We start from the raw sequence: 24,277 nt of genomic DNA, 5'->3' as shown, positions 1-24,277 counted from the left end.
GGTCGAATAGGTGTCGAATGGCTGGCCGATAAGCCGGTCACTCCCTACCATCGATCACCGCAAGACTTTGTGCACCGCCGCACAATCTCCTCGGGAGGCTTCCTTGCACCGCCGTCGTCGCACAGCGCTCATCCTCTCCGCGGCCGCGATCGCCGCGGCTCCTCTGCTGACCGCCTGCGGCAGCGACGCGCACCCAGGCGCCGCGGCCGTCGTCGGCGGCGACCGCATCACTGTCGCGCAGCTGGAGGGCCGGGTGAACGAGGTGCGGGACGCGCAGCGTTCGGCCATCCCCGACGACGCGCAGTACGCGCAGGCCATCGCCAAGTCCGGCGGCCTCACCCGCGCCACGCTGCACACGATGGTCCTGGACAAGGTCCTGCACCGGGCGGCCACCGACGCCGGGGTGACCGTCACGCGCCGCGACATCCAGTCCATGCGCAGCGGCATGGAAGAGCAGTCGGGCGGCAGGAAGGCGCTGGAGGAGGGCTGGCTGCAGCAGTACAACGTCGCCCCGGCCCGCCTCGACGACAGTCTGCGCACGGAGATCGAGGCGCAGAAGCTCTCGGCGAAGCTGGGCGCGGACATGAACTCGCCGGAGGGCCAGGCGGTCTTCTGGAAGGCGCTGTCGGCCGCGTCGAAGAAGCTCGACATCGACCTGAACCCGCGGTACGGCACGTGGGACGTCGACAAGAACAAGCGCACCGACGCGAAGACGCCGTGGGTGCGGCAGGTCACGCAGGCGGGGGCGGGTTCGGGTACGCCGGAGCAGCCTGCGTAAGAACGCGCGCCCCCGCTGGGTTACGTTCCTCGGGTGAACCAGACCGAGACCCCACCCCCGGCCGACTCCGCTGACGGTGACGCGACCGTGGGCCGCGTCATCCTGCTCACCACCAGCCACCGGGTGGCGCCCGGTCTGCTCTCCTGGCCCGCCTGGCAGGCACTGCACGCCGCCGACGAGGTGCTGTGCGCCGATGCGACGCACCCGCAGCTGCCGTACCTGCGGGAGGCGGGCATCCGGGTGGAGCAGGCCGCGCCCACCGCGCAGGAGCTGGTCGAGGCGTGTGCGGGCGGGCGCACGGTGCTGGTCGTCGCCACGGCCGAGGGGGACAGGGCGCTGACGGACGGCCTGGCGCGGCTCGCGGGCACGGGCCGGGTCGCCATGCCGGACCTGGAACTCCTCCCTGCCTCGTACGACCTGCCGGGCGCGCGCCTGCTGGACCTGGTCCAGGTCATGGACCGCATCCGCGAGGAATGCCCGTGGTCCTCCCGGCAGACCCACAAGGGTCTCGCCAAGTACGCGATCGAGGAGGCGTACGAACTCGTCGAGGCGATCGAGGAGGGCGACAGGGCGGAACTCCGCGAGGAGCTCGGCGACGTCCTGCTCCAGGTCGTCTTCCACGCACGCATCGCCGAGGAGGACCCGGAGACCCCCTTCTCCATCGACGACGTGGCGGCCGGCATCGTGGACAAACTGATCCACCGCCACCCGCACGTGTTCGGCGACGACTCGGCGCAGACTCCTGAAGAGGTACGCGCGCACTGGCTCCGCACGAAGGCGGAGGAGAAGCGCCGCACGTCCCTGACGGAGGGCATCCCCCTGGGCCAGCCGTCCCTGGCCCTGGCGGCGAAGCTCGCCTCGCGCGTACGAACGGCGTCCTTGGAGGTCCCGCTCCCCACGGGAGAGGGCATCGGCTACGAACTCCTGACCCTGGCGCTGCGCGCGGAGTCGGAGGGCGCGGACCCGGAGGCAGCCCTGAGGGCGGCGGCGCGGGCGTACAGGGACGCGATCCTGACGGCGGAGGCACGCTAGCGGGCGTGGTCGGGGCGGGGTCCGGTCGCGTCTCGGCTGCCGGTCCGCCGCGGTTGCTCGCGCAGTTCCCCGCGCCCCTAGGGCACCTCCGCCGCCGGGACCGCATCGCTGGGCCAAGGGACGCGGTCTGGGTCGGGGGAGTCCTAGGGATGCGGTGCGGATGGCGGAGGTTCCCTAGGGATGCGGTCCCGGCGGCGGAGGCTTCCCAGGGGCGCGGGGAACTGCGCGACAAGCCCCCACCGGCCCGCACCCGGATACGGTCAACCCATGCAAGCCGAACAGCCCGCCCCGCCCGGGGGCACCCCACCGCCGGAGCCGGAACTCTTCACGTGGGAGTTCGCCGCCGACCCGTACCCCGCGTACGCCTGGCTGCGCGAGCACGCCCCCGTGCGCAAGCAGCGCCTCCCGAGCGGCGTGGACGCCTGGCTGGTCACCCGCTACGCAGACGCCCGCCAAGCCCTCGCGGACCAACGTCTCAGCAAGAACCCGGCCCACCACGACGAGCCCGCGCACGCAAAACGCAAGACCGGCATCCCGGGCGAACGCAGCGCCAATCTCATGACGCACCTGCTCAACATCGACCCGCCGGACCACACCCGCCTCCGCCGCCTCGTCTCGAAGGCCTTCACCCCCCGCCGCGTAGCCGAATTCGCACCGCGCGTGCAGGAGCTGACGGACCAGCTCATCGACAAGTTCATTGACGAAGGCTCCGCCGACCTCATCCACGAGTTCGCCTTCCCCCTCCCCATTTACGCCATCTGCGACCTCCTCGGCGTCCCGCGCGAGGACCAGGACGACTTCCGCGACTGGGCGGGCATGATGATCCGGCACGGCGGCGGCCCGCGGGGCGGCGTCGCCCGGTCCGTCAAGAAGATGCGCGGCTACCTCGCCGAACTCATCCACCGCAAGCGCCTCGAACCCGGCGACGACCTCATCTCCGGCCTCATCAAGGCCTCCGACCACGGCGAGCACCTCACCGAGAACGAGGCCGCCGCCATGGCGTTCATCCTTCTCTTCGCCGGGTTCGAGACCACGGTGAACCTCATCGGCAACGGCATGTACGCCCTCCTCACCCACCCCGAGCAGCGCGCCCGCCTCCAGAAGGCGCTGGCGGAGGGCGACACCGGGCTCCTGGAGACCGGCGTCGAGGAACTCCTCCGCTTCGACGGGCCCGTCGAACTCGCCACCTGGCGCTTCGCGACCGAGCCGCTGACCATCGGCGGGCAGGACATCGCCGCCGGCGACCCCGTCCTCGTCGTGCTCGCCGCCGCCGACCGCGACCCCGCCCGGTTCGAGGAACCCGACACGCTCGATCTTTCCCGTCGCGACAACCAACACCTCGGATACGGGCACGGAATCCACTACTGCCTCGGCGCCCCGCTGGCCCGCCTGGAGGGTCAGACCGCCCTCGCGACACTGCTCCGGCGCCTCCCCGACCTGCAACTCGCGGCGGAACCGGATGATTTGCGGTGGCGTGGCGGACTGATCATGCGGGGACTGCGCACGCTGCCGGTGAAGTTCACGACCGCACAGACAACGGCGGCCGGCTGACGCCTCGTCACGACTGTGATGTTCGCGTGATCTCCGCTGCATCGACTTGTGACAAGCGTTCGACTGCGGCTACGTTCACGACGACTTGAGCGCCCCACGCGCACAAGCCGTCGCTGCAGTCTCGTGAAAGGCACCCGCATGCTCTCCGGCCATGGTCGTCACCGACGCCCCCGCCAAGCCCCGGCCCTCATCGTCGCGGCAGGAGTCACCGGATCAGCCATCGCCATTCCACTCCTCGGCGCCACGAGCGCGAACGCCGCCGAGACCACGACGTGGGAGAAGCTCGCCGAGTGCGAGAGCGGCGGCGAGTGGAGCGCCAACCCGGGCAACGGCTACTACGGCGGCCTCCAGCTCTCCCAGGACACCTGGGAGGCGTACGGCGGCCTCGACTACGCGCCGAGCGCCGACCAGGCCAGCCGCTCCCAGCAGATCGCCGTCGCCGAGCAGGTCCTCGACGCCAAGGGCACCGCCGCGTGGCCGAGCTGCGCCCCGATCGCCGGCCTCACCCAGGACGGCGCCGCGGCCGACGTGGACCCGGGCGCCCCGATCACGCCGAAGCCCACCGGGTCCACCGAGCCGTCGGACTCCAAGGACTCCGACGGCGGGGACAAGGACGGCAAGGGCTCCGCGGGCAAGGGGGCGGGCAAGGACAAGGGCAAGGGGGAGGACAAGGGCCAGGAGAAGGGTGAGGGCACGGACGAGCCGTCCGAGGACGCCTCCGACTCCGCCGACCGGTCGGCGGATCCGTCCGCCGACCCGGAGGAGCCCTCCGACGACGCGAGCGACACGCCCGGCTCCGGCAAGGACTCCCGAGAGAAGAATCACGACGAGTCCGACGAAAAGGGTGACTCCGGCAAGTCCGGCGACGAGGGCGCCACTTCGCCCACGCCCGATGAGTCGGCCGATCCCGCGTCGGGCCGCCACCGCGGCGACAGCGCGGACGAGAGCGACCGGGCGGACGGCGGGTCAGGACGGCACGCCTCGCGCGGCGAGAAGCGCTCCGGGGGAGTCGCCGACGGGACGTACACCGTGCGCTCCGGGGACAACCTCTCGGTCATCGCGGACGACCTCGGCGTCGACGGCGGATGGCACGAGCTCTACACCGAGAACAAGAAGACCGTCGGCAAGGACCCGGACCTCATCCTCCCCGGTCAGAGCCTCGATCTGGGCGAAAAGTAACGGAAGTTGACGAAGAGTCGGGTGGGGGCTTCGCGCCGTATGTCTGGTTTGGCGCGAGTGAGAGATGGGTCTCAGAAGCCCTGATCGTCTTTGAAATTCCGGCGATCGCGTGATTACCGTCGTCACCGCTCGCCACTGGTGGGCCCCGCCGGTCGGTACGCCGAATCCTGCCAACGGCCGGACGGGAACAGTCGTCGCTTTGAGCGCCGTAGGCAGGAGCGGGGGACCCAAGGTAAGCGCCGCGTCACGCGGCTAGGGGTGAAGCCGCACTCGGGAGAGTGCGGCCGGGCAACCACATCGGCCCGAACCCGACAGCTCACCTCGCAGGCGTCGGTGAGGGGATCTACGCATGCTGTTTTCCAGCAAGGGCAAGCACCGTCGTCCGTCCAAGGCCACTCGTGTCGTCACGCTCGCCGGTGTCACCGGTGCCGCCGTGGCCGCCCCGCTGATGGCCGCCGGTTCGGCCTCGGCCGCCACCACCTCCGAGTGGGACGCCGTCGCGCAGTGCGAGTCCGGTGGCAACTGGTCCATCAACACTGGCAACGGCTACTACGGCGGTGTGCAGTTCTCCGCCTCCACGTGGTCCGCGTACGGCGGCACGAAGTACGCGCCGACCGCCGACAAGGCCTCCAAGGCCCAGCAGATCGAGATCGCCGAGAAGGTCCTCGCGGGCCAGGGCAAGGGCGCCTGGCCGAGCTGCGGCGTCGGCCTCTCGGGCGCGTCGCCGAGCAGCGGCGGCTCGCAGGAGCAGGCTCCGCAGCAGCAGACCAAGCCGCAGCCGCAGCAGACGCAGCAGCAGGCCGCCCCGCAGCATCAGCAGGCCGCGCCGAAGCCGCAGCCCAAGCCGCAGCCGCAGACCGAGTCGAAGAAGACCGTCGAGACCCCGACCGGCAAGACGGTCAAGAAGGGCGACGGCGAGTACAAGGTCAAGACGGGCGACACCCTGTCGAAGATCGCCGAGGCGAAGCACGTCAAGGGCGGCTGGCAGAAGGTCTACAAGCTCAACGGCGACATCATCGACAACGCCGACATGATCTACCCGGGCCAGCAGCTCCACCTGAGCTGACCCGAACGGTCACGGCCGTGCCTCGGCGGACGCACGGCCGTACCCCCCGTCCCCACGGGCTCCCCGCCCCGGTGCGCGTATCCCCCGTACGCACCGGGGCGGGGCCATGTCCGCACCCGTTCCGTCCGCCGCTCCCGGCCCCCCTTGTTCGCTACTAGCGAGTAGAGAACATGGCCTTTCGCCCTGTTTCCGCGCCATACGGCCTTTGTGTCGTCCCAGGGGACGGGCGGTCGGCTGGCCGAAGGCCCGGAGCCGGTTAGGCTCAGGAGACGCAGGGCCGAAGCGGTCTGTCCACTCGCGTATTCGCGTCACACTCCCAGAAGGAGATGCTCGTGCCGTCCATCGACGTCGTCGTAGCCCGGGAAATCCTGGACTCCCGAGGCAACCCCACGGTCGAGGTCGAGGTCGGCCTCGACGACGGCAGCACCGGTCGTGCCGCCGTTCCGTCCGGTGCCTCCACCGGTGCCTTCGAGGCCATCGAACTCCGCGACGGTGACCCCAACCGTTACATGGGCAAGGGTGTCGAGAAGGCCGTCCTCGCCGTCATCGAGCAGATCGGCCCGGAGCTCGTCGGCTACGACGCCACCGAGCAGCGCCTGATCGACCAGGCCATGTTCGACCTGGACGCCACCGACAACAAGGGCTCGCTCGGCGCCAACGCCATCCTCGGCGTCTCCCTCGCCGTCGCGCACGCCGCCTCCGAGGCCAGCGACCTGCCGCTGTTCCGCTACCTGGGCGGCCCGAACGCGCACCTGCTGCCCGTCCCGATGATGAACATCCTGAACGGCGGGTCGCACGCCGACTCGAACGTCGACATCCAGGAATTCATGATCGCCCCGATCGGCGCGGAGTCCTTCTCCGAGGCGCTGCGCTGGGGCACCGAGGTCTACCACACCCTCAAGAAGGTCCTGAAGGACAAGGGTCTGTCGACCGGCCTCGGCGACGAGGGCGGCTTCGCCCCGAACCTGGACTCCAACCGCGCCGCGCTCGACCTCATCCTCGAGGCCATCAAGCAGGCCGGCTACGTCCCCGGTGAGCAGATCGCGCTCGCCCTCGACGTCGCCGCGTCCGAGTTCTACAAGGACGGCACGTACTCCTTCGAGGGCAAGGACCGCTCGGCCGCCGAGATGACCGAGTACTACGAGGAGCTCGTCGCCTCGTACCCGCTCGTCTCCATCGAGGACCCGCTGTTCGAGGACGACTGGGCCGGCTGGAACGTCATCACCGAGAAGCTCGGCGACAAGGTGCAGCTCGTCGGCGACGACCTGTTCGTCACCAACCCCGAGCGCCTGGCCCGCGGCATCGAGGAGAACTCGGCCAACGCCCTGCTCGTCAAGGTCAACCAGATCGGTTCGCTGACCGAGACCCTGGACGCCGTCGAGATGGCCCAGCGCAGCGGCTTCAAGTGCATGATGTCGCACCGCTCCGGCGAGACCGAGGACGTCACCATCGCCGACCTCGCCGTCGCCACCAACTGCGGCCAGATCAAGACCGGCGCCCCGGCCCGCTCCGAGCGCGTCGCCAAGTACAACCAGCTCCTGCGCATCGAGGAGATCCTGGACGACGCGGCGGTCTACGCGGGCCGCAGCGCGTTCCCGCGTTTCAAGGGCTGAGTTCTCGCCGCCACGTAGTTACGTACGTCCCCGCATCCGGTCCCGTACCGTGTGCGGGGACGTACGTACGTGTAAGCGCTGCTCAGCTCTGGGGAGGCGGAACCATGGCCAAGGCCGGGACCAAGGACCGGTTCTCCACCGCGACCCGCCTGCGGCTGCTCGGCGAGCAGACCGCCGAGCGCGTCTACCGCTCCCAGACCAAGCGCCAGGCGCGCCGCTCCCGGCTCACCGGCCGCGCCGCGCTCCTCGCGCTCGTGCTCTGCTCCCTGGTCGTCGCCCTCGCGTATCCGATGCGGCAGTACGTGTCGCAGCGCGCCGAGATCGACGACCTGCGCCGGCAGCAGGCCGAGCACCGGGCCGACGTCGAGGAGCTGCGCGACGAGAAGGCCCGCTGGCAGGACGACGCGTACGCGGAGCAGCGCGTCCGGGACCGCCTGCACTACGTGCTGCCCGGCGAGACCGGTTTCACGGTGATCGACCCCGAGGCGAGCAAGAGCCGCCGCACGGACCAGGGGGCGGCGACGCGCCCCTGGTACTCGAACGTCTGGGACGGCGTCGACAAGGCCGACCGCCCCGACAACTGACCCAAGGACACGAAAGACAGGCATGGAAACGCCCCCGCCGACCACTGAGCGCACCGAGCCCACCGACGCCGACGTCGAGGCCTTCAAGCAGCAGCTCGGCCGCCCGCCGCGCGGCCTGCGGGCCATCGCGCACCGCTGCCCCTGCGGACAGCCGGACGTCGTCGAGACGGCGCCGCGCCTCCCGGACGGGACGCCGTTCCCCACGACGTACTACCTGACGTGCCCGCGGGCCGCCTCCGCGATCGGCACGCTTGAGGCCAACGGCGTGATGAAGGAGATGTCGGAGCGGCTGAAGACGGACGAGGAGCTGGCGAAGCAGTACCGCGCCGCGCACGAGGACTACATCGCGCGCCGTGACGCCATCGAGGTCCTGGAGGGCTTCCCGAGCGCGGGCGGCATGCCGGACCGCGTGAAGTGCCTGCACGTCCTGGTCGGCCACTCCCTGGCCGCGGGCCCCGGCGTGAACCCGCTGGGCGACGAGGCCATCGAGATGCTCCCCGAGTGGTGGGCCAAGGGCCCCTGCGTCACGCCGTGCGCCGCCGAGGACGCCGAGTGACCCGGGTCGCCGCCATCGACTGCGGCACGAACTCGATCCGCCTCCTGGTGGCGGACGCCGACCCGGCCACGGGTGAACTGGTCGACCTGGACCGGCGGATGACGATCGTCCGGCTCGGCCAGGGCGTGGACAGGACGGGCCGCCTCGCGCAGGAGGCCCTGGACCGCACCTTCGCGGCCTGCCGCGAGTACGCGGCGGTCATCAAGGAGCACGGCGCCGAGCGCATCCGCTTCGTCGCCACGTCCGCGTCCCGCGACGCGGAGAACCGCGACGAATTCGTGCGCGGCGTCCTGGACATCCTGGGCGTCGAGCCGGAGGTCATCAGCGGCGACCAGGAGGCGGAGTTCTCCTTCACCGGCGCCACCAAGGAACTGACGGGCCGTGACGACCTCGCGAAGCCGTACCTGGTGGTGGACATCGGCGGCGGCTCCACGGAGTTCGTGGTCGGCACGGACCGGGTGGAGGCGGCCCGCTCGGTCGACGTCGGCTGCGTCCGCATGACCGAGCGCCACCTCGTACGCGACGGCGTGGTCACCGACCCTCCCGCGCCCGAGCAGCTCGACGCGATCCGCGCCGACATCGAGGCCGCCCTGGACCTCGCCGAACGCACGGTCCCGCTGAAGGAGGCCCGCACGCTGGTGGGCCTCGCGGGCTCGGTCACCACGGTCGCCGCGATCGCCCTGGACCTCGACGCCTACGACTCGCAGGCGATCCACCACGCCCGCATCCCGTACCAGCAGGTCAGCGCCATCGTCGACCGCCTGACCCGCGCCACGCACGCCGAGCGCGCCGCGATCCCGGTGATGCACCCGGGCCGCGCCGACGTCATCGCGTCGGGCGCCCTGGTCCTGCTGGCGATCATGGACAGGGTGGGCGCCCGCGAGGTCGTGGTGAGCGAGCACGACATCCTGGACGGCATCGGCTGGTCCATCGCCTGAGCGCGTCCTGTAGCGTCTGAGCGGTCGGGAGGGGGGTCGGAAGGCTCCCCGACGACACTCCGTCGGGAAAGTTCGTGAAGTTCTTCACAAGGAATTCGGCCCTGATGGGCGAGGTTCGTCGGTGGCGGACCGCCTAAAGGGGGCTTTTCGAAGGCCTGAGCCCGTGACGGGGGCGCTTCACGCAGGTGACGGGAGTGTTTCGCGAGGGCCTGGTTCGTCCGGACCGCGGCCTCGGAGCGCAGCTCACAAGGGGTGCACAACGACTCGCGTGACACTGTGGTTCCCCACGGACACCATGACCTGGGTCACGTGGGCGGCGAAGTGTAGCAGAGGCCCTTGGCATGCTTGTGAAGGGGCGCACGAGCGACCCCCGTCCGGCAGGTGGATACTCGATGGCATGAGCACCACGGAGCGTCCCAGGATCCTCGTAGTAGGCGGTGGGTACGTAGGCCTGTACGCAGCTCGGCGCATTCTCAAGAAGATGCGCTTCGGAGAGGCGACCGTCACGGTCGTCGACCCCCGTTCGTACATGACCTACCAGCCCTTCCTCCCCGAAGCCGCCGCAGGCAGCATCTCGCCGCGGCACGTCGTCGTGCCGCTGCGACGCGTACTGCCGAGGGCGGAAGTCCTCACCGGCCGGGTCACCACCATCGACCAGGACCGCAAGGTCGCCACGGTCGCGCCGCTCGTCGGCGAGGCCTACGAGCTGCCTTTCGACTACCTCGTCATCGCGATGGGCGCGGTCTCCCGCACCTTCCCGATCCCCGGCCTCGCCGAGCAGGGCATCGGCATGAAGGGCATCGAGGAGGCCATCGGCCTGCGCAACCACGTCCTCGAGCAGCTCGACAAGGCTGACTCCACGACGGACGAGGAGGTCCGCCGCAAGGCGCTGACCTTCGTCTTCGTCGGCGGTGGCTTCGCGGGCGCGGAGACCATCGGCGAGGTCGAGGACATGGCCCGCGACGCGGCCAAGTACTACAACAACGTGAAGCGCGAGGACATGCGCTTCGTGCTGGTCGACGTCGCCGACAAGATCCTCCCCGAGGTCGGCCCGAAGCTCGGCCAGTACGGCAAGGAGCACCTCGAGGGCCGCGGTGTCGAGGTCTACCTCAAGACCGGCATGGACTCCTGCGTGGACGGCCACGTCGTCCTGAACAACGGGCTCGAGGTCGACTCGAACACGATCGTGTGGACCGCGGGCGTCAAGCCGAACCCGGCGCTGTCCCGCTTCGGTCTGCCCCTCGGCCCGCGCGGCCACGTCGACACCCAGACGACCCTCCAGGTCCAGGGCACCGACTACATCTGGGCCGCGGGCGACAACGCCCAGGTCCCGGACGTCGTCGGCCGCAAGGCCGGCAACGAGAACGCCTGGTGCCCGCCGAACGCCCAGCACGCGCTGCGTCAGGCCAAGGTCCTCGGCGACAACGTCATCTCCGGCATGCGGGGCTTCCCGCAGAAGGAGTACAGCCACGCCAACAAGGGTGCGGTCGCCGGTCTCGGCCTGCACAAGGGCGTCGCGATGATCGTCATGGGCAAGATGAAGATCAAGCTCAAGGGCCGTCTCGCCTGGTACATGCACCGCGCGTACCACGGCATGGCGATGCCGACGTTCAACCGCAAGATCCGCGTCTTCGCGGACTGGACGCTGGGCATGTTCCTCAAGCGCGAGGTCGTCTCGCTCGGTGCCATGGAGACGCCGCGCGAGGAGTTCTACGAGGCTGCCAAGCCGGCTCCGAAGCCGGCCGCCGCCGCCGAGCCGGCTCCCGCGGCGAAGACCGAGGAGCGGGCGAAGGCCTCCTGACCTCGCGTCGCTGATCCACCCCGAAGGGGGCCGCCTGCCATCCGTGGTGCGGGCGGCCCCCTTCGGCGTACCCGCACGATATAGATGTCATCTCCATCTATTTTGCCGTTCCATGACGCGGCAACGGGACTGCGCACGGCCCCCTTTGGTGTTTACGTGGGTGTTGGACCCATCCACGGAGGTGTGCGCCATGCAGGACGCCGCACAGCGGCTCAAGACCCTCGCCGAGCAGCTCATGGGAGCCCCGCTACCGGTCCGTATCCGCGCCTGGGACGGGTCGGAGGCAGGCCCGCCGAACACCCCCGCCCTCGTCGTGCGCCGCCGCCGCGCCCTGCGCCACCTCCTGTGGAAGCCGGGGGAGCTGGGCCTCGCGCGCGCCTGGGTGGCCGGTGACCTGGACGTCGACGGGGACCTCTACGAAGCGCTCGACGCCATGGCGGAGTTCATCTGGGAGCGCGCCGACAGCTCCGCGAGCCTGCGGCAGTCCCTGCGCGACCCGGAGTTCCGCGCCGCGGCCCGTTCCCTCGTCGCTCTCTCCGCGCCCTTCCTGCCGCCCGCGCCGCCCCCGGAGGAGATGCGCAGACCCGGCCGCCTCCACCTCCACACCAAGGGCAGCGACCGCCGCGCCATCAGCCACCACTACGACGTCGGCAACGACTTCTACGAGCTGGTCCTCGGCCCGTCGATGGTCTACTCGTGCGCCTACTGGGAGTCGCCCGACGGCACCCTGGAGGACGCCCAGCGCGACAAGCTCGAACTCATCTCCCGCAAGCTCGCCCTCAAGCCCGGCATGCGCCTGCTCGACGTCGGCTGCGGCTGGGGCTCCATGGCGGTCCACGCGGCGCGCGAGCACGGCGTGAGCGTCGTCGGCGTCACCCTCTCCCAGGAGCAGGCCGCCTACGCCAGGAAGCGGATCGCCGAGGAGGGCCTGACGGACCGGATCGAGATCCGCGTCCAGGACTACCGCGACGTACGTGACGGACCGTATGACGCCATCAGCTCCATCGGCATGGCCGAACACGTCGGCGCCGAACGCTACTTGGAGTACGCGCACGACCTCCACGCCCTCCTGCGGCCCGGCGGACGGCTCCTGAACCATCAGATCGCGCGGCGCCCGCAGGCCGACGAATCGGCCTACTCCGTCGACGAGTTCATCGACGCGTACGTCTTCCCGGACGGGGAGCTCGCGCCCCTGGGTACCACGGTCGGCCTCCTGGAGCGGGCCGGGTTCGAGGTCCGCGACGTCGAGGCCATCCGCGAGCACTACGCCCTCACGCTGCGCCGCTGGGTCGCGAACCTGGAGGCGCACTGGGCGGAGGGCCAGCGCCTCACCTCACCCGGCCGGGCCCGCATCTGGCGGCTCTACATGGCGGCCTCCGCCCTCGCCTTCGAACGCAACCGCATCGGCGTGAACCAGGTCCTGGCGGTGAAGACGCCGGAGAACGGGGCATCGGGGATGCCGTTGAGGGCGAGGGACTGGCGGTAAGCCGAGATCCAGCCCGCCGGGTGAGCACCAGCCCGTCCGGCGCTTGAGGACGAGCCGCGCAGCGGCGATGCGGGGGCGGAGCCCCCGGGACGGCATGTGAGTGGGCCCTGGACGCGTCGACGTCCAGGGCCCACTCACGTAACCGCTCAAGCCCGCGCAGCTACTCGCTCTTGATGGCCATCAGCGGGTTCAGACGCGCCGCGCTCCGCGCCGGCCACACCGCCGCCATCACGCCGACCACCGCGGCGATCGCCAGGAAGATCGCGATCCGGCCGACCGGGATCTCCATCGAGTACGTGGTGACCTTCTCGGCGATGCTGCCGCCCACGGCCCAGCCCATGAAGAGGCCGAGGCCGATGCCGAGCACCGCGCCGAACAGCGAGATCACGACCGACTCCAGGCGCACCATCTGCTTGACCTTCGCGCGGTCCAGGCCGATGGCCCGCAGCATGCCGATCTCGTGCTTGCGCTCGAACACCGACATGGCCAGCGTGTTGATGACGCCGAGCACCGCGATCAGGACGGCCATCGCGAGGAGGCCGTACAGCATGTTCAGGATCATGTTGATGCTGCCCGCGACCGCGTTGCTGACGTCTTCCTTGTCCTGGACGGTGATGGCCGGGTTGTCGCCCAGCGCGTCGACGATGGCGTTCTCGGCGCGGTCCGAGGCGCCGCCCTTCATCTTCACCAGGACCTGCTTGTCGACGAGCTTGGTCAGGTGCGGGTCGACGACGGAGGTCGGGGCGAAGAGGCCGTTGAGCATCTCGTTGCCCTCGTAGACACCCGCGACCTTCAGCCGGACCGTCTTGCCGTCCTCGTCGAACTTCAGCGGGAACGTGTCGCCGGCCTTGAGGCCCTTGTCCTTCGCCGTGTCCGTGTCGACCAGCGCGGTGCCCGCCTTCAGGTCGGCCACCGAGCCGCTGGTGAAGTCGAGGCCGACCAGCTTGCCGAACGCCTTCGGGTCGACGCCGTTGATGACCGAGTAGCTGCCGTCCGCCTCGCCGTACGCGGTGCGCAGCGGGGAGCTCGCCTCGACCTCGGGGAGCTTGTCGATCTTCTCGCGGACCTCGGGGGTGAGCTCCTGGAAGTTCGCCATGGAGACGCTGTAGTCGGCCTTCATGGAGCCCGCGGCCATCTTGTTGATGGCGCTGCCCATGGACACCGCGATGACCGTCATGCCGGTGATGAGGGTGAGGCCGATCATCAGGGCCGAGGCGGTGGACGCCGTACGGCGCGGGTTGCGCACCGAGTTGAGCCGCGACAGCTTGCCGGTGACGCCGAACGGCTTCAGGAGCGGCGCGGAGGCGGCGATGAACGGCCGGGACAGCAGCGGGGTGAGGACGATGACGCCGACGAGGATGATGCCCGCGCCGCCCGCCATCACGTAGTTGTCGTCCATGAACAGCAGGACCATGCCGAACGCCACGATGAGCGAGCCGATGGTGTTGCGGACGACCAGACCGCGCGTCGTGGGCGTCGCGTGGACGCTGTTCATCGCGGCGACCGGCGGGATCTTCGCGGCGCGGCGGCCCGGCAGCCAGGCGGCCAGCATGGTCACGACCACGCCGATCAGGAGCGCCACGACGATGGTCGTCGGGGCGATGACGAGGGGACCGTCGGGCAGCGAGGCGCCGCCGGAGTTCATCAGGGCCTCCAGGCCCACGGAGACACCGAGACCCAGCCCGAACCCGGCCACGGCGGCGACCAGGCCGACGAGGAACGCCTCGACGAGGACGGACCGCGTCACCTGGCGGCGCGAGGCGCCGACGGCGCGCATCAGCGCGAGCTCCTTGGTGCGCTGGGCGACCAGCATGGTGAAGGTGTTGGCGATGATGAAGATGCCGACGAACAGCGCGATGCCGGCGAAGATCAGCAGGACCTGGCTCATGGAGCTGGTCTGCCGCTCGATCATCCGCTCCTGGTCGTCCGAGAGCTGACCGCCGGTGACGGCGTCCGTGTCCTTCGGCAGGATCTTCTCGACGGAGCTCTTGAGCGCCGACTCGGAGGTGCCCGCGGCGGCCTTGACGTCGATCTCGTCGTACTCGGACTTGTTCAGCGCCTTCAGCGCGGTCTTGTTGTCGAGGACGACGAGGCTGCCGCCCGCGACGACGCTGCCGTCGTCGGTGTTGAAGATGCCGGAGACCTTCGCGGTGCGGACGGGGCCGTCGGTGGAGTAGCGGACGGTGTCGCCGACCTTGAAGCCGGTGCGCTCCGCGGTGCGGGAGTCCAGGGCGATGTCGGCGGCGGACTTCGGGGCGGCGCCCTTCGTGAACGCGTACCGGGGGTCCTTGCCGTCCTTGCCCGGGTAGAAGTTGGAGCCGGTGGTGCCCCACTCGCCGCCCACCAGCTTGCCGTCCTTGTCGGCGAGCGCGGTGAAGCCGTTGACCGAGCCGATCGCGGACTCGGCGCCGGGCAGCGCCGCGGCCTTCCTCAGGAGGCCGTCGGTGAGGCGCGCGGGCCCCTTGGACTCGCCGTCCTCGGAGGAGGAGCCGCCGTCGGGCTGGATGGCGACGGAGACGTGGTCGAAGCTCTTCGCTGACTTGTTCTTGTAGGCGTTGCCGAAGGTGTCGGTGAAGACGAGGGTGCCGGAGACGAACGCGACGCCGAGCATGACGGCGAGCACGGTCATCAACAGCCGCGCTTTGTGCGCCAGCACGTTGCGCAGTGCGGTACGGAACATGGGTGTGAGTCCTGGGTGAGGTGAAGGCGGGAGAAGAGCCCCGAAGGGGCCTGATCAGGGGCGCGGGGAACTGCGCGACAAGCCACAGCGGGCCCGCGGCCCCGAGACATGCCCGGCCCCGACGGCGGTAGGGAGGAACCGCCCGAGGCCGAGCGGCCACTAGCTCGTTCGGCCCTTCGCGTCGAAGTGCTTCATCCGGTCGAGGACGCCGTCCGCCGTCGGCCGGTGCATCTCGTCGACGACCCGCCCGTCCGCCAGGAAGATCACGCGGTCCGCGTACGACGCCGCCACCGGGTCGTGCGTGACCATCACGACCGTCTGCCCGAGGTCCCGCACGGAGTTGCGGAGGAAGCCGAGGACCTCCGCGCCGGAGCGCGAGTCGAGGTTTCCGGTCGGCTCGTCACCGAAGATGATCTCCGGCTGGGAGGCCAGCGCACGGGCCACGGCCACGCGCTGCTGCTGGCCGCCGGAGAGCTCGGTGGGCCGGTGGCTGAGCCGCCCGGAGAGGCCGACCATCTCGATGACCTGCTCCAGCCACCGCTTGTCCGGCTTGCGGCCCGCGATGTCCATCGGCAGCGTGATGTTCTCCAGCGCCGTCAGCGTCGGCAGCAGGTTGAACGCCTGGAAGATGAAGCCGATCTTGTCCCGGCGGAGCTTGGTGAGCTGCTTGTCCTTGAGCGTGGACAGTTCCGTTTCGCCGATGCGCACGGAGCCGGAGCTGAAGCTGTCCAGGCCCGCGACGCAGTGCATCAGCGTCGACTTGCCGGAGCCCGAGGGACCCATGATCGCGGTGAACTCGCCCTGCCCGAAGTCGACGGAGACGTGGTCCAGGGCGACCACCTGGGTCTCGCCCTGTCCGTACACCTTGGACAGGTCCGTGGCGCGCGCTGCCACAGCGGTGGCGCGGGTGGCGAAGGGGGTGGTGGTCACGGGACGGTGCTCCTGTCGGGACGACGAGTGGGGACGTATTCCATCGTCCTGTCCGATCACCGTCATGTAGTCAGCCGCTGTTCCGGTTCCCGGGGCCCTCTCCAGTCGGACTTGAGGTCGGCCTGTCATACCTGGGGATGACACGTATCCCTGAGTCCGGGAGGAGGCGAGCGAGAGGGAGAAGGCGGAGAAGGCGGAGAAGCGGGGTGAAAGCGGGACCGGGACCGTCCGGGCGGCTAAATTCCGTCATTCCGTGCACAGCGCCGCGGGACCGGCCGGGCCCGCGACAAGGCCTCCGGCATGTACCAACGGACCGTGTCAGGTCCTGATGCACCCTCAGACGTCAATAAAATAAGACAACATCGGGCTGCCCTTCCGCTGTTCGGGGGATGCCTCCCGATAGGGTCGAAGCCTCGACGCGGAGCCCATGGCCTGCCCGGATGGTGGAATGCAGACACGGCGAGCTTAAACCTCGCTGCCCCTCGGGGGCGTGCCGGTTCGAGTCCGGCTCCGGGCACATCCGCCGCACACCCGCCGTGCCTCACCGTCGACCTCTCGTCGCTCTCCGGGGTCACCCGCGCGGCGCAACGGCCACGATCCGGGAACAGTGGCCCCTTCGTGCGCGTTCTCCATCACAGTGAGGGAAAGATCCTCCCCAAGCACTAGGCTCATCCCTTTGCCTACGCATTACTCTTGAGGCAAAGCCACACACGGTGGCCATGGAGGAGTGAAATGAGGAGCAGTAACCCGGTCTTCTCGCGACGGGGGTTCAGCCGCGACAACGGCTTCGCCGGCTTCGGCCAGCAGCCGCAGGCCGGGGGACCCGCGGGCGCGACCCAGACCCAGCAGGGCAACCCGTACGCGCAGGGCAATCCGTACGCCGGAGGCCAGCAGGCCCCCGCGGGCAACCCCTACGCCACGAATCCGTACGCGCAGCAGGACCTGCAGCACGGAGCGCCCCAGGCGCCCGTGACCACCGCGGGCCGCATGACGATGGACGACGTCGTCATGCGTACCGCGACCACGCTCGGCACCCTCGTGGTGACGGCCGCGCTCGCCTGGGCGCTGCTGCCGGTCGACGACGCCAACATCAGCAAGTCGTACGGCATCGCGATCGGCGCCGGTCTCGTCGCGATGGTCCTGGGCCTCGTCCAGGCCTTCAAGCGCAAGGCCTCGCCCGCGCTGATCCTGACGTACGCCGCGCTGGAAGGTGTCTTCCTCGGCGTCGTCTCCAGCGTGGTCGACAACCGCATCGCCAGCGGCGCGGCCATGCAGGCCGTGCTCGGCACGATGGCCGTCTTCATCGGCGTCCTCGTGGCGTACAAGGCGGGCTGGATCCGCGTCAACCGTCGCTTCTACGGCTTCGTGATGGCCGCGGCGATGGGCTTCCTGCTGCTGACCGCCGTGAACCTGCTGTTCATGGTCTTCGGCGGCGGTGACGGCCTCGGCTTCCGCAGCGGTGGCCTCGGCATCGTCTTCGGCATCGTCGGCATCCTGCTCGGCGCGTGCTTCCTGGCCCTGGACTTCAAGCAGGTCGAGGACGGCATCGCGTACGGAGCGCCGAAGGAAGAGGCGTGGCTCGCCGCGTTCGGTCTGACGATGACGCTCGTCTGGATCTACATGGAGTTCCTGCGCCTGATCGCGATCTTCTCGGGCAACGACTAGGTCGCATAGTCGCAGAAGGGCCCGCGGACCGGTCTCCGGTCCGCGGGCCCTTTGCCGTGTGCTGTGTCCCGTGCGGGTGGGGGTCAGAGGAGTTTGCGGGCGGCCCGCCTGAGGTCGTACTCGTGGATGATCGCCTTCGCGTGCCCGTACGCGAGATTGTGTTCGGAGCGGAGCCAGCTGACTTTTTCCTCGAAGCGGAAGAGAGAGGGTCCTTCATCCACGGCGCGCAGCCAGTCGGAGACTTCACGACCGGTGCAGTGGGGGATTCGGGCGAGCAGGTTGCGGTGGGTCTCCTCGGAGAAGACTTGGGACATCGGCGCCTCCGGACGCGTCGCGATGTGTTCCGTCCTTTCCGCCACCGTGCCTGAGCGCCGGGGCGTTGGCAACAGTCCCGGTAGGGCGCATAAGGTCGCTGCGTGCTCGATACGACGCCTTTGACAGCCGCAGTGGACCAATTCGCCGACCGCCTGCGGGCCGCCCCGCAGAGCCGCCTGCAGCGGGGGGCGGCAACCGAAGCGCTCGCTCTGGCCAGGGAGTTGGCGGCCCGCGCCCAGCGCATCGAGGAACCGGAGGCGCAGCCGCGGGAGATGCCGGACGCGGGGATGTTCGCCGCGGCCGACCAGATCACCGTCGCGGGGCGCGATCTCGCCCTCGTCCTGACGGACCCCGAGGAGCTCGCGCGGGCGCTGGAACTCGTGGAGGAGGCGCAGAAGCGGGCCGGGGTCTAGGGCCGCCTCCGCGCGTCGCTCAGACCGAGGCGATGACGCGGTCGGCGAGGATGTAGATGTTCTCGGTGCCGCACTCGAACGTCAGGGCGTACGCACCGGAGATGCCGGAGCCGCCGAGCAGGAACGGGGTGCGGCCCTCGCGCAGGGCGGTCGCGAGCAGCTCCGCGGTCTCGCGGTGTCCGGGCGTCATGCACAGCGTCGTGCCGTCCGCGAAGACGTACACGTCCAGCGTGCCCAGCGGCCCCGGACGGACGTCGGCGAGGGCGGTGCGGGCGTCGGCCAGCTCCTCCAGACACGCGACGGTGCGCTCGTGGTCACCGCGGTCGCTGTGGTCGCCTCGGTCACCGAGGTCGCCGTGGCCTTCGGGAGCCGGGGTCTGCACCGGCACGAAGTCCGGGTGCGAGGGGTGCCTGCGGCGCGCGGCGGCCAGCTCCGGGGAGTCGCCGGCGAACTCGTCGGTGCCCGCCGACTCGGCGAACGGCTCGGTCACCGGCTCCAGGCTGTCGGCCTCCAGGCCCGCGAAGTCGGCCTGCCGGGGCAGGAACAGCTCATCCGCGATGCCGTCGGGCAGACCGATGCCGTCGGGCAGGCCGATGCCGTCATGCAGTCCGGGCAGTCCGCCGGGCAGCCCGCCGAGCATCGAGGACCCGTCGGCGCCCTCACGGGCCTCCTGGGCGGCCCAGAACGCGCGGGCCTCGGCGAGCTCGCGCTCACGCTCCTCGGCGAGCGCCTCGGACACGGCCGCGCGTATCTCGTCGGTGTCCACCGTGGCGCGGGCGCCCGGCACCGTGGGGTGCGGGCCACTCGTGGCACGGCTGTCGGCTTCTGCGGCTTCCGCGGCTTCGGCTCTGGCGGCGAGCTCGGTGTGCAGGGCTGTGATCTCGGCGAGCTGCTTGCGCAGGCCGTGCACGGCGTGCAGGGCAGCGACGCCCACGGCCGTGGCAGCGGCCGTGGAGAGCAGCAGGGCAAGAGGCAAGGCGCTCACTGACGTACTCCCGGTTTCAAGTCGACCCCCGACTTCCTACATCAGCTTGAAGCCTGCACGATCCACCTGTCAGTGCATTACGTCACGAATGGGACAGGACTTAGGGCCCGAGGTTTAATCCTGGATGTGCCCTGAGCTGGTCATATCCCTCTCCCCCAGGAGATAGGTCACATCCTGGGGGAGATTGGGTCACGAAGTGATGCAGGGACGGAGGGTCAGCAGAGGGAACTGTGTGTCAGCGGTTCTGGGCTGTTACCGGACGCTATTAGCTGAGGCGTTCGATAACCATCGCCATGCCCTGGCCGCCGCCGACGCACATCGTCTCCAGACCGAACTGCTTGTCGTGGAACTGGAGGGAATTGATGAGCGTGCCGGTGATGCGGGCGCCGGTCATGCCGAAGGGGTGGCCGACGGCGATGCCGCCGCCGTTGACGTTCAGCTTGTCGATGTCGATGCCCAGGTCGCGGTAGCTGGGGATGACCTGCGCGGCGAACGCCTCGTTGATCTCGACCAGGTCGATGTCGTCGATGGTCAGGCCGGCACGCTGGAGCGCCTGCTTGCTCGCCTCGACCGGGCCCAGGCCCATGATCTCGGGGGAGAGGCCGGTGACGCCGGTGGAGACGATGCGGGCGAGCGGGGTCAGGCCGAGCTCGCGGGCCTTCGTGTCGCTCATGATCACGAGGGCGGCGGCGCCGTCGTTGAGGGGGCAGCAGTTGCCGGCGGTGACGAGGCCGTCGGGGCGGAAGACGGGCTTGAGGCCCTGGACGCCCTCCAGGGTGACCCCGGCGCGCGGCCCGTCGTCCTTGCTGACGACGGTTCCGTCCGGGGTGGTGACGGGGGTGATCTCGCGCTCCCAGAAGCCGTTCTTGATGGCTTCCTCGGCGAGGTTCTGGGAGCGGACGCCGAACTCGTCCATGTCCTGACGGGTGACGCCCTTGAGACGGGCGAGGTTCTCGGCGGTCTGCCCCATCGCGATGTACGCGTCCGGGATCAGCCCGTCCTCACGCGGGTCGTGCCACGTGGAGCCCTCGGTCTTGGCCACGGCCTCGGTACGGGCCTCGGCATCGGCGAAGAGGGGGTTATGGGTGTCGGGAAGCCCGTCACTGGTTCCCTTCACGCTCCGGGACACCATCTCCACACCGGCGGAGATGAAGACGTCGCCCTCGCCGGCCTTGATGGCGTGCAGGGCCATGCGGGACGTCTGGAGGGACGAGGAGCAGTACCGGGTGATGGTGCAGCCCGGGAGGTGGTCCATGCCCATCTGTACGGCGACGATGCGGCCGAGGTTGTGCCCCTGCTCGCCGCCGGGCAGACCGCAGCCCAGCATCAGGTCGTCGATGTCCTTCGGGTCCAGCTCGGGGACCTTGGCGAGGGCGGCCTCGATGATGGTCGCGGTCAGGTCGTCCGGCCGCAGCTCCTTCAGGGAGCCCTTGAAGGCGCGGCCGATCGGGGATCGGGTGGCGGAGACGATCACGGCTTCGGGCATCAGGGGCTCCAGTGGCGAAGGGGATGGACTCACTGGGAAGTTACCTGCACGTATTGCTGTCGGTCATCGGGTGGGGTGTGTGACTCCGACCGCATTTCTAAGCGAGCGCTCAGGCCGCGGGGCGGGGCGGTGCGGTTGGTGGGTCGCCCGCGTGGCCTGCCCAGGGGCGCGGGGAACTGCGCGACAAGCCCCCACGGGCCGCAGGCAACGAGGTGGTCAGGACCCCTCCACCCCCTCCACTCCTTCCACGAAGTGGTCGAACTCGCCCGCCTGTACGCCGAGTACGAACGCGTCCCACTTCTTGCGGGTGGTCGTGACGACGTTGTCCGGATCGCTGGTCTCACGGAGGTAGACCGCGTCGTCGTCCGCGCCGAAGGCGATCTCGATCCAGGGCCCCGGGCCCTGTTCGTCCTCCGGGGCGGCGCGGGTCCAATCGAGGTCGGTGGGGATGCGGGGTGTCTCGTTCATCGCTGGGGTCTGCGCCTTCTCTTCGTCTGTGGGGCGGGGCCGCGGAGGTATGTACGTCCTCGCCATCCCGGAGCGGGGCCCCGGTCCGAACCTCCCGGAGCGCGGCTCACCGTGCTCCGGGCGCACATACCTCCACGTCCCCTCAGGCCGTCTCGGCGTCCGCGCGCCGCTGCGTGGTACGGAGCAGCGCGGCGAAGGCCGTGGGGGTGGTGCGGAGTATCGCTGCGGTGGGGTCGCTGCTTTCGGTCAGATGGATGGTTCCCGTGGGGTCGGTGGCGATGTGTACGCAGGAGTTGCCTTCTTGGCAGTGGGAGGACTTCTGCCAGGTGAGCTCGGGCATCGGGGGTTCCTTCACAGGTCCTGGACGATGTGGTGGATGAATTCGCGTGACTTCGTGGGTGAGAGCGCTGTGGCTTCCATGCGGTCGAGAAGGACGCGGTACTTGTCGAGTTGGGCTTCGGCGTCCAGGAACACCGGGCCGTGCGACTGGTCGAGGTTGACCGTGTCGAGCTGGGGCACGGGGCCTGCGGAGTAGTAGATCGACTGGCCCGAGCCCGGGAACGTTCCGGCGGTGAACGGGATGACGTGGACGGCGATGTGCTGCCGCTCGCTCATGTCGATGAGGTGCTTGAGCTGCGCGCGGGTCACGGCGGTGCCGCCGAACCGCATCCGCAGGGCGGCCTCGTGGACGATTGCCTGATGGGGTGTCGGCGGCTCCCGGAAGAGCACGGCCTGCCGCTTGATGCGGTACGAGATCCGGTGCTCGATGTCCGGTGGCGACAGCTCGGGAACGCTCTGACGGAAGATCTCGCGGGCGTAGTCCGGGGTCTGGAACAAGCCCGGGATGTGAACCGTCACCGCGGTGCGCAGCGATGTGGCGTGGTGTTCGATCTCGGCGAGGTCCAGCAGTCCTGCGGACAGGATTTCGCGGTAGTCCTCCCACCACCCGCGCGCACGTTCACCGGTCATGCCGGACAGGGCGTCGACGAGGGGTTTGTCGGAGCAGTCGTAATGGCAGGCCAGCGCGCGCACTCGCGCCGAGCTCACGCCGAGTCGCCCGGACTCTATGTTGCTGATCTGGTTCTGCTTGACGCCGAGGAGCTTCCCGGCCTCGGTCGAAGTCAGGCCGGCGCGTTCACGGAGCTTGCGCAGCTCGTTGCCCAGCCGGAGTTGACGTCCCGTCGGACTGCTTCTCACGGGCGCGTTCGCCTCTCCTCATGTCCCGTCACTCACATGAGTGGTTGTGTAGGGCTTTATCGGCTTTCGGTTAACACCTTAACTCGACGCGGCTACCTTATGAGTGGCCTCACCGCGCAGAAGACCCCGCCGAAGGAGCGGCAACGTCACTGGGCGGCCCACCTGGCAACTACCCACTCCCCACGGAGACTTTCATGCGGAATGCAACCGTATCGCCGCCCTGGGCGTACACCCTCCAACTCCCGCACGATCCCTGCGCCCCGGGGGTCGGCCGCGCCACCCTCCGCGCGGTCCTGGAAACGTACGGACTGGGGGACCTGACCCCCACCGCGGAGCTCCTGGCGGGGGAGCTCCTGAACAACGCGCACTGCCACACGGACGGCCCGTACGCCCTACGCCTCCGCTCCTCCTCCCCGGAGGGGATCCGCGTGGCCGTGTGGGACTCCAACCCGCAGATCCCACCCGGCTTCGGGAAGGCCGCCGGCGGCGCCGACAGCGGGCCGCCCGAGACGGCGGAGAACGGTCGGGGCCTGCACATCGTGCGGGCGTGCGCGGACAGATGGGGGTCGTACGCCATGGGGACGGGGGACGCGGGAAAGCTGCTGTGGGCGGAGGTCACGCCGAGTTCGTAGCCGCAGTCCGGGGAACCGCTGCCTCACAGGTCGCCCGGGGCCGGTTCTGCGGGCTGTCCCGAGTCGTCCATCAGGATCGAGTGGGTCTCGAAGAGTCCCGACCCGGCTTTCACCGGGATACGCGACTCGACCAGCGTGACGCCACTGCGTAGACGGCTGTACGTCGGCGGGTGGGCCGTCTTCGGAAGGTCGGCCTTGAACCGTGCCACCCGGTCGAGCTGTCCCTCGGACAACTCGCTCTCCGCGAGCATGCGGACGGTGCCGCCGAGCACCTGCTCGAGCCTCTCGGCGTTGTCCGGGTTGCCGACGGACAACCTCACCCAGGAGCCGTCAGTGAATGTGACGCGTACATCCGCGTTGATCTCGCTGAACTTCATGCGACGGACCTCGGCGATGGTGTCGCGTGCGAACTCGCCGAGGGTCTCGGCCTTCTCCAGGCTCCCCTTACGGGTTGCGAGGAAGAGCAGACGGCGGTCCGTCAGGACCAGATCGGTCACACAGTCCTCGGGGCGCCGTCCGGGGTCGAGCTGCCAGGGGACGGTCCTGGCGAGGCTGCCGGGCGCGGCCCACATGACGGGGAAGTCGTGCACCTCGTTCTCGGGCTCGTCCGGCTTGCCCCGACCCGGAACGTCTCCCAGCGGAGTGCCCGCGGCTCCTCCGAGGTTCGCGATGAGGTTCGCGACCAGCGGGATGCCGACCAGCAGAGCGCGACCGGTACGACGGGCCGCTTTGTCCCCGGCGGACCGCAGCTGGTACGTCGGTCCTGGTGGCCAGCCGGGCAACTCATCCTGCACGTCACGACGTTCGAGGTCGCGGAACCAGCGTGAGCCCGAGACGGCCGGTGCCAGGCCGGTGGCGAACCTGACCGACGTGCGCAGGAGAAGCTGCTCATCGGAGTTCGGGTACCAGTCCATCAGTGCGT

At 69.7% G+C, this 24,277-nt stretch carries 23 protein-coding genes, 1 tRNA gene and 1 riboswitch; of the genes, 15 read left to right on the top strand and 9 right to left on the bottom strand.

Annotated features, from left to right (window positions below):
• The first annotated feature begins 103 nt into the window (after positions 1–103).
• The 11 genes from DEJ49_RS14510 (at position 104) to DEJ49_RS14460 (ending at position 12,584) form a co-directional block, all read left to right on the top strand.
• Positions 104–778: a SurA N-terminal domain-containing protein gene (locus DEJ49_RS14510; protein ID WP_150184505.1), complete on the top strand. Its 675-nt coding sequence runs from the start codon at positions 104–106 to the stop codon at positions 776–778.
• A 33-nt stretch (positions 779–811) separates the two neighbouring features.
• Positions 812–1,810, top strand: coding sequence for a nucleoside triphosphate pyrophosphohydrolase (locus DEJ49_RS14505; protein ID WP_150184504.1), 999 nt, complete (start codon positions 812–814; stop codon positions 1,808–1,810).
• 267 nt (positions 1,811–2,077) lie between these two features.
• Positions 2,078–3,361 carry a cytochrome P450 family protein gene (locus DEJ49_RS14500; protein ID WP_150184503.1) on the top strand — a complete coding sequence of 428 codons (1,284 nt, stop codon included), beginning with the start codon at positions 2,078–2,080 and terminating at the stop codon, positions 3,359–3,361.
• A gap of 138 nt (positions 3,362–3,499) precedes the next feature.
• A complete protein-coding gene (locus tag DEJ49_RS14495; RefSeq protein WP_150184502.1) occupies positions 3,500–4,540 on the top strand; it encodes a transglycosylase family protein in 1,041 nt (346 codons plus the stop codon).
• 194 nt (positions 4,541–4,734) lie between these two features.
• Positions 4,735–4,885: riboswitch (cyclic di-AMP (ydaO/yuaA leader) on the top strand.
• Positions 4,886–4,889: 4 nt separating this feature from the next.
• A complete protein-coding gene (locus DEJ49_RS14490; RefSeq protein ID WP_150184501.1) occupies positions 4,890–5,606 on the top strand; it encodes a transglycosylase family protein in 717 nt (238 codons plus the stop codon).
• A gap of 332 nt (positions 5,607–5,938) precedes the next feature.
• Positions 5,939–7,219 carry a phosphopyruvate hydratase gene (gene eno / locus DEJ49_RS14485; RefSeq protein ID WP_150184500.1) on the top strand — a complete coding sequence of 427 codons (1,281 nt, stop codon included), beginning with the start codon at positions 5,939–5,941 and terminating at the stop codon, positions 7,217–7,219.
• A 104-nt stretch (positions 7,220–7,323) separates the two neighbouring features.
• The gene (locus DEJ49_RS14480; protein ID WP_150184499.1) at positions 7,324–7,803 is read left to right on the top strand and encodes an FtsB family cell division protein; all 480 of its coding nucleotides are present in this window, start codon (positions 7,324–7,326) and stop codon (positions 7,801–7,803) included.
• A 22-nt stretch (positions 7,804–7,825) separates the two neighbouring features.
• Positions 7,826–8,359: a DUF501 domain-containing protein gene (locus tag DEJ49_RS14475; RefSeq protein WP_150184498.1), complete on the top strand. Its 534-nt coding sequence runs from the start codon at positions 7,826–7,828 to the stop codon at positions 8,357–8,359.
• On the top strand, positions 8,356–9,297 hold the full coding sequence (locus tag DEJ49_RS14470; protein WP_150184497.1) for a Ppx/GppA phosphatase family protein: 942 nt from the start codon (positions 8,356–8,358) through the stop codon (positions 9,295–9,297). The genes DEJ49_RS14475 and DEJ49_RS14470 overlap by 4 nt, the downstream gene beginning before the upstream one ends.
• Before the next feature lie 397 nt (positions 9,298–9,694).
• Entirely contained in the window at positions 9,695–11,098 is a 1,404-nt protein-coding gene (locus DEJ49_RS14465) for an NAD(P)/FAD-dependent oxidoreductase (protein WP_150184496.1), read from the top strand.
• 190 nt (positions 11,099–11,288) lie between these two features.
• Positions 11,289–12,584 carry an SAM-dependent methyltransferase gene (locus DEJ49_RS14460; RefSeq protein WP_150184495.1) on the top strand — a complete coding sequence of 432 codons (1,296 nt, stop codon included), beginning with the start codon at positions 11,289–11,291 and terminating at the stop codon, positions 12,582–12,584.
• A 160-nt stretch (positions 12,585–12,744) separates the two neighbouring features.
• Here DEJ49_RS14460 and DEJ49_RS14455 read toward each other — a convergent pair whose 3' ends face one another.
• Both DEJ49_RS14455 and DEJ49_RS14450 read right to left on the bottom strand, forming a co-directional pair.
• Positions 12,745–15,264 carry an ABC transporter permease gene (locus DEJ49_RS14455; protein ID WP_150184494.1) on the bottom strand — a complete coding sequence of 840 codons (2,520 nt, stop codon included), beginning with the start codon at positions 15,262–15,264 and terminating at the stop codon, positions 12,745–12,747.
• Between the two features lie 159 nt (positions 15,265–15,423).
• Complete coding sequence (locus DEJ49_RS14450) at positions 15,424–16,194, bottom strand: ABC transporter ATP-binding protein (protein WP_150184493.1); 771 nt, start codon at positions 16,192–16,194, stop codon at positions 15,424–15,426.
• A gap of 434 nt (positions 16,195–16,628) precedes the next feature.
• Here DEJ49_RS14450 and DEJ49_RS14445 point away from each other — a divergent pair.
• Both DEJ49_RS14445 and DEJ49_RS14440 read left to right on the top strand, forming a co-directional pair.
• A tRNA-Leu gene (locus DEJ49_RS14445) sits at positions 16,629–16,711 on the top strand.
• A gap of 215 nt (positions 16,712–16,926) precedes the next feature.
• Positions 16,927–17,859, top strand: coding sequence for a Bax inhibitor-1/YccA family membrane protein (locus DEJ49_RS14440; protein WP_150184492.1), 933 nt, complete (start codon positions 16,927–16,929; stop codon positions 17,857–17,859).
• A gap of 83 nt (positions 17,860–17,942) precedes the next feature.
• Here DEJ49_RS14440 and DEJ49_RS14435 read toward each other — a convergent pair whose 3' ends face one another.
• Positions 17,943–18,173 carry a DUF4287 domain-containing protein gene (locus tag DEJ49_RS14435; RefSeq protein WP_150168774.1) on the bottom strand — a complete coding sequence of 77 codons (231 nt, stop codon included), beginning with the start codon at positions 18,171–18,173 and terminating at the stop codon, positions 17,943–17,945.
• A 102-nt stretch (positions 18,174–18,275) separates the two neighbouring features.
• On the opposite strand from DEJ49_RS14435, the gene DEJ49_RS14430 reads away from it, so the two are divergent.
• On the top strand, positions 18,276–18,587 hold the full coding sequence (locus DEJ49_RS14430) for a hypothetical protein (protein WP_150184491.1): 312 nt from the start codon (positions 18,276–18,278) through the stop codon (positions 18,585–18,587).
• A 19-nt stretch (positions 18,588–18,606) separates the two neighbouring features.
• On the opposite strand, the gene DEJ49_RS14425 is transcribed toward DEJ49_RS14430, so the two are convergent.
• From DEJ49_RS14425 to DEJ49_RS14405, 5 genes are all read right to left on the bottom strand, one after another.
• Positions 18,607–19,572, bottom strand: coding sequence for a hypothetical protein (locus DEJ49_RS14425; RefSeq protein ID WP_190329352.1), 966 nt, complete (start codon positions 19,570–19,572; stop codon positions 18,607–18,609).
• A 265-nt stretch (positions 19,573–19,837) separates the two neighbouring features.
• The gene (locus tag DEJ49_RS14420) at positions 19,838–21,058 is read right to left on the bottom strand and encodes an acetyl-CoA C-acetyltransferase (protein WP_150184490.1); all 1,221 of its coding nucleotides are present in this window, start codon (positions 21,056–21,058) and stop codon (positions 19,838–19,840) included.
• Positions 21,059–21,274: 216 nt separating this feature from the next.
• On the bottom strand, positions 21,275–21,526 hold the full coding sequence (locus DEJ49_RS14415; RefSeq protein WP_150184489.1) for a DUF397 domain-containing protein: 252 nt from the start codon (positions 21,524–21,526) through the stop codon (positions 21,275–21,277).
• A gap of 142 nt (positions 21,527–21,668) precedes the next feature.
• Positions 21,669–21,866 (bottom strand): DUF397 domain-containing protein, encoded by a 198-nt coding sequence (locus DEJ49_RS14410; RefSeq protein ID WP_150184488.1) that lies wholly within the window; start codon positions 21,864–21,866, stop codon positions 21,669–21,671.
• Between the two features lie 11 nt (positions 21,867–21,877).
• A complete protein-coding gene (locus tag DEJ49_RS14405) occupies positions 21,878–22,723 on the bottom strand; it encodes a helix-turn-helix domain-containing protein (RefSeq protein WP_150184487.1) in 846 nt (281 codons plus the stop codon).
• 194 nt (positions 22,724–22,917) lie between these two features.
• Between DEJ49_RS14405 and DEJ49_RS14400 the strand changes: the two genes are divergently transcribed.
• Complete coding sequence (locus DEJ49_RS14400; RefSeq protein WP_150184486.1) at positions 22,918–23,355, top strand: ATP-binding protein; 438 nt, start codon at positions 22,918–22,920, stop codon at positions 23,353–23,355.
• Positions 23,356–23,378: 23 nt separating this feature from the next.
• Here the strand turns inward: DEJ49_RS14400 and DEJ49_RS14395 are convergent, their stop codons facing one another.
• Positions 23,379–24,269 (bottom strand): hypothetical protein, encoded by an 891-nt coding sequence (locus DEJ49_RS14395; protein WP_150184485.1) that lies wholly within the window; start codon positions 24,267–24,269, stop codon positions 23,379–23,381.
• Positions 24,270–24,277 lie beyond the last annotated feature (8 nt).

The organism is Streptomyces venezuelae, assembly GCF_008642335.1.
GTDB lineage: Bacteria > Actinomycetota > Actinomycetes > Streptomycetales > Streptomycetaceae > Streptomyces > Streptomyces venezuelae_F.
The sequence above is the reverse complement of the archived record's forward strand: the minus strand, read 5'-3'. Positions and strand labels throughout refer to the sequence as shown.

What these genes read in the sequence shown, in the direction of transcription:
- DEJ49_RS14480 (WP_150184499.1), top strand. Translation starts at nt 7,324, where the DNA reads ATGGCCAAGGCCGGGACCAAGGACCGGTTCTCCACCGCGACCCGCCTG.
- DEJ49_RS14455 (WP_150184494.1), bottom strand. Translation starts at nt 15,264, where the DNA reads ATGTTCCGTACCGCACTGCGCAACGTGCTGGCGCACAAAGCGCGGCTG.
- DEJ49_RS14435 (WP_150168774.1), bottom strand. Translation starts at nt 18,173, where the DNA reads ATGTCCCAAGTCTTCTCCGAGGAGACCCACCGCAACCTGCTCGCCCGA.
- DEJ49_RS14475 (WP_150184498.1), top strand. Translation starts at nt 7,826, where the DNA reads ATGGAAACGCCCCCGCCGACCACTGAGCGCACCGAGCCCACCGACGCC.
- DEJ49_RS14415 (WP_150184489.1), bottom strand. Translation starts at nt 21,526, where the DNA reads ATGAACGAGACACCCCGCATCCCCACCGACCTCGATTGGACCCGCGCC.
- DEJ49_RS14460 (WP_150184495.1), top strand. Translation starts at nt 11,289, where the DNA reads ATGCAGGACGCCGCACAGCGGCTCAAGACCCTCGCCGAGCAGCTCATG.
- DEJ49_RS14440 (WP_150184492.1), top strand. Translation starts at nt 16,927, where the DNA reads ATGAGGAGCAGTAACCCGGTCTTCTCGCGACGGGGGTTCAGCCGCGAC.
- DEJ49_RS14410 (WP_150184488.1), bottom strand. Translation starts at nt 21,866, where the DNA reads ATGCCCGAGCTCACCTGGCAGAAGTCCTCCCACTGCCAAGAAGGCAAC.
- DEJ49_RS14490 (WP_150184501.1), top strand. Translation starts at nt 4,890, where the DNA reads ATGCTGTTTTCCAGCAAGGGCAAGCACCGTCGTCCGTCCAAGGCCACT.
- DEJ49_RS14495 (WP_150184502.1), top strand. Translation starts at nt 3,500, where the DNA reads ATGCTCTCCGGCCATGGTCGTCACCGACGCCCCCGCCAAGCCCCGGCC.
- DEJ49_RS14395 (WP_150184485.1), bottom strand. Translation starts at nt 24,269, where the DNA reads ATGGACTGGTACCCGAACTCCGATGAGCAGCTTCTCCTGCGCACGTCG.
- DEJ49_RS14420 (WP_150184490.1), bottom strand. Translation starts at nt 21,058, where the DNA reads ATGCCCGAAGCCGTGATCGTCTCCGCCACCCGATCCCCGATCGGCCGC.
- DEJ49_RS14500 (WP_150184503.1), top strand. Translation starts at nt 2,078, where the DNA reads ATGCAAGCCGAACAGCCCGCCCCGCCCGGGGGCACCCCACCGCCGGAG.
- DEJ49_RS14400 (WP_150184486.1), top strand. Translation starts at nt 22,918, where the DNA reads ATGCGGAATGCAACCGTATCGCCGCCCTGGGCGTACACCCTCCAACTC.
- DEJ49_RS14465 (WP_150184496.1), top strand. Translation starts at nt 9,695, where the DNA reads ATGAGCACCACGGAGCGTCCCAGGATCCTCGTAGTAGGCGGTGGGTAC.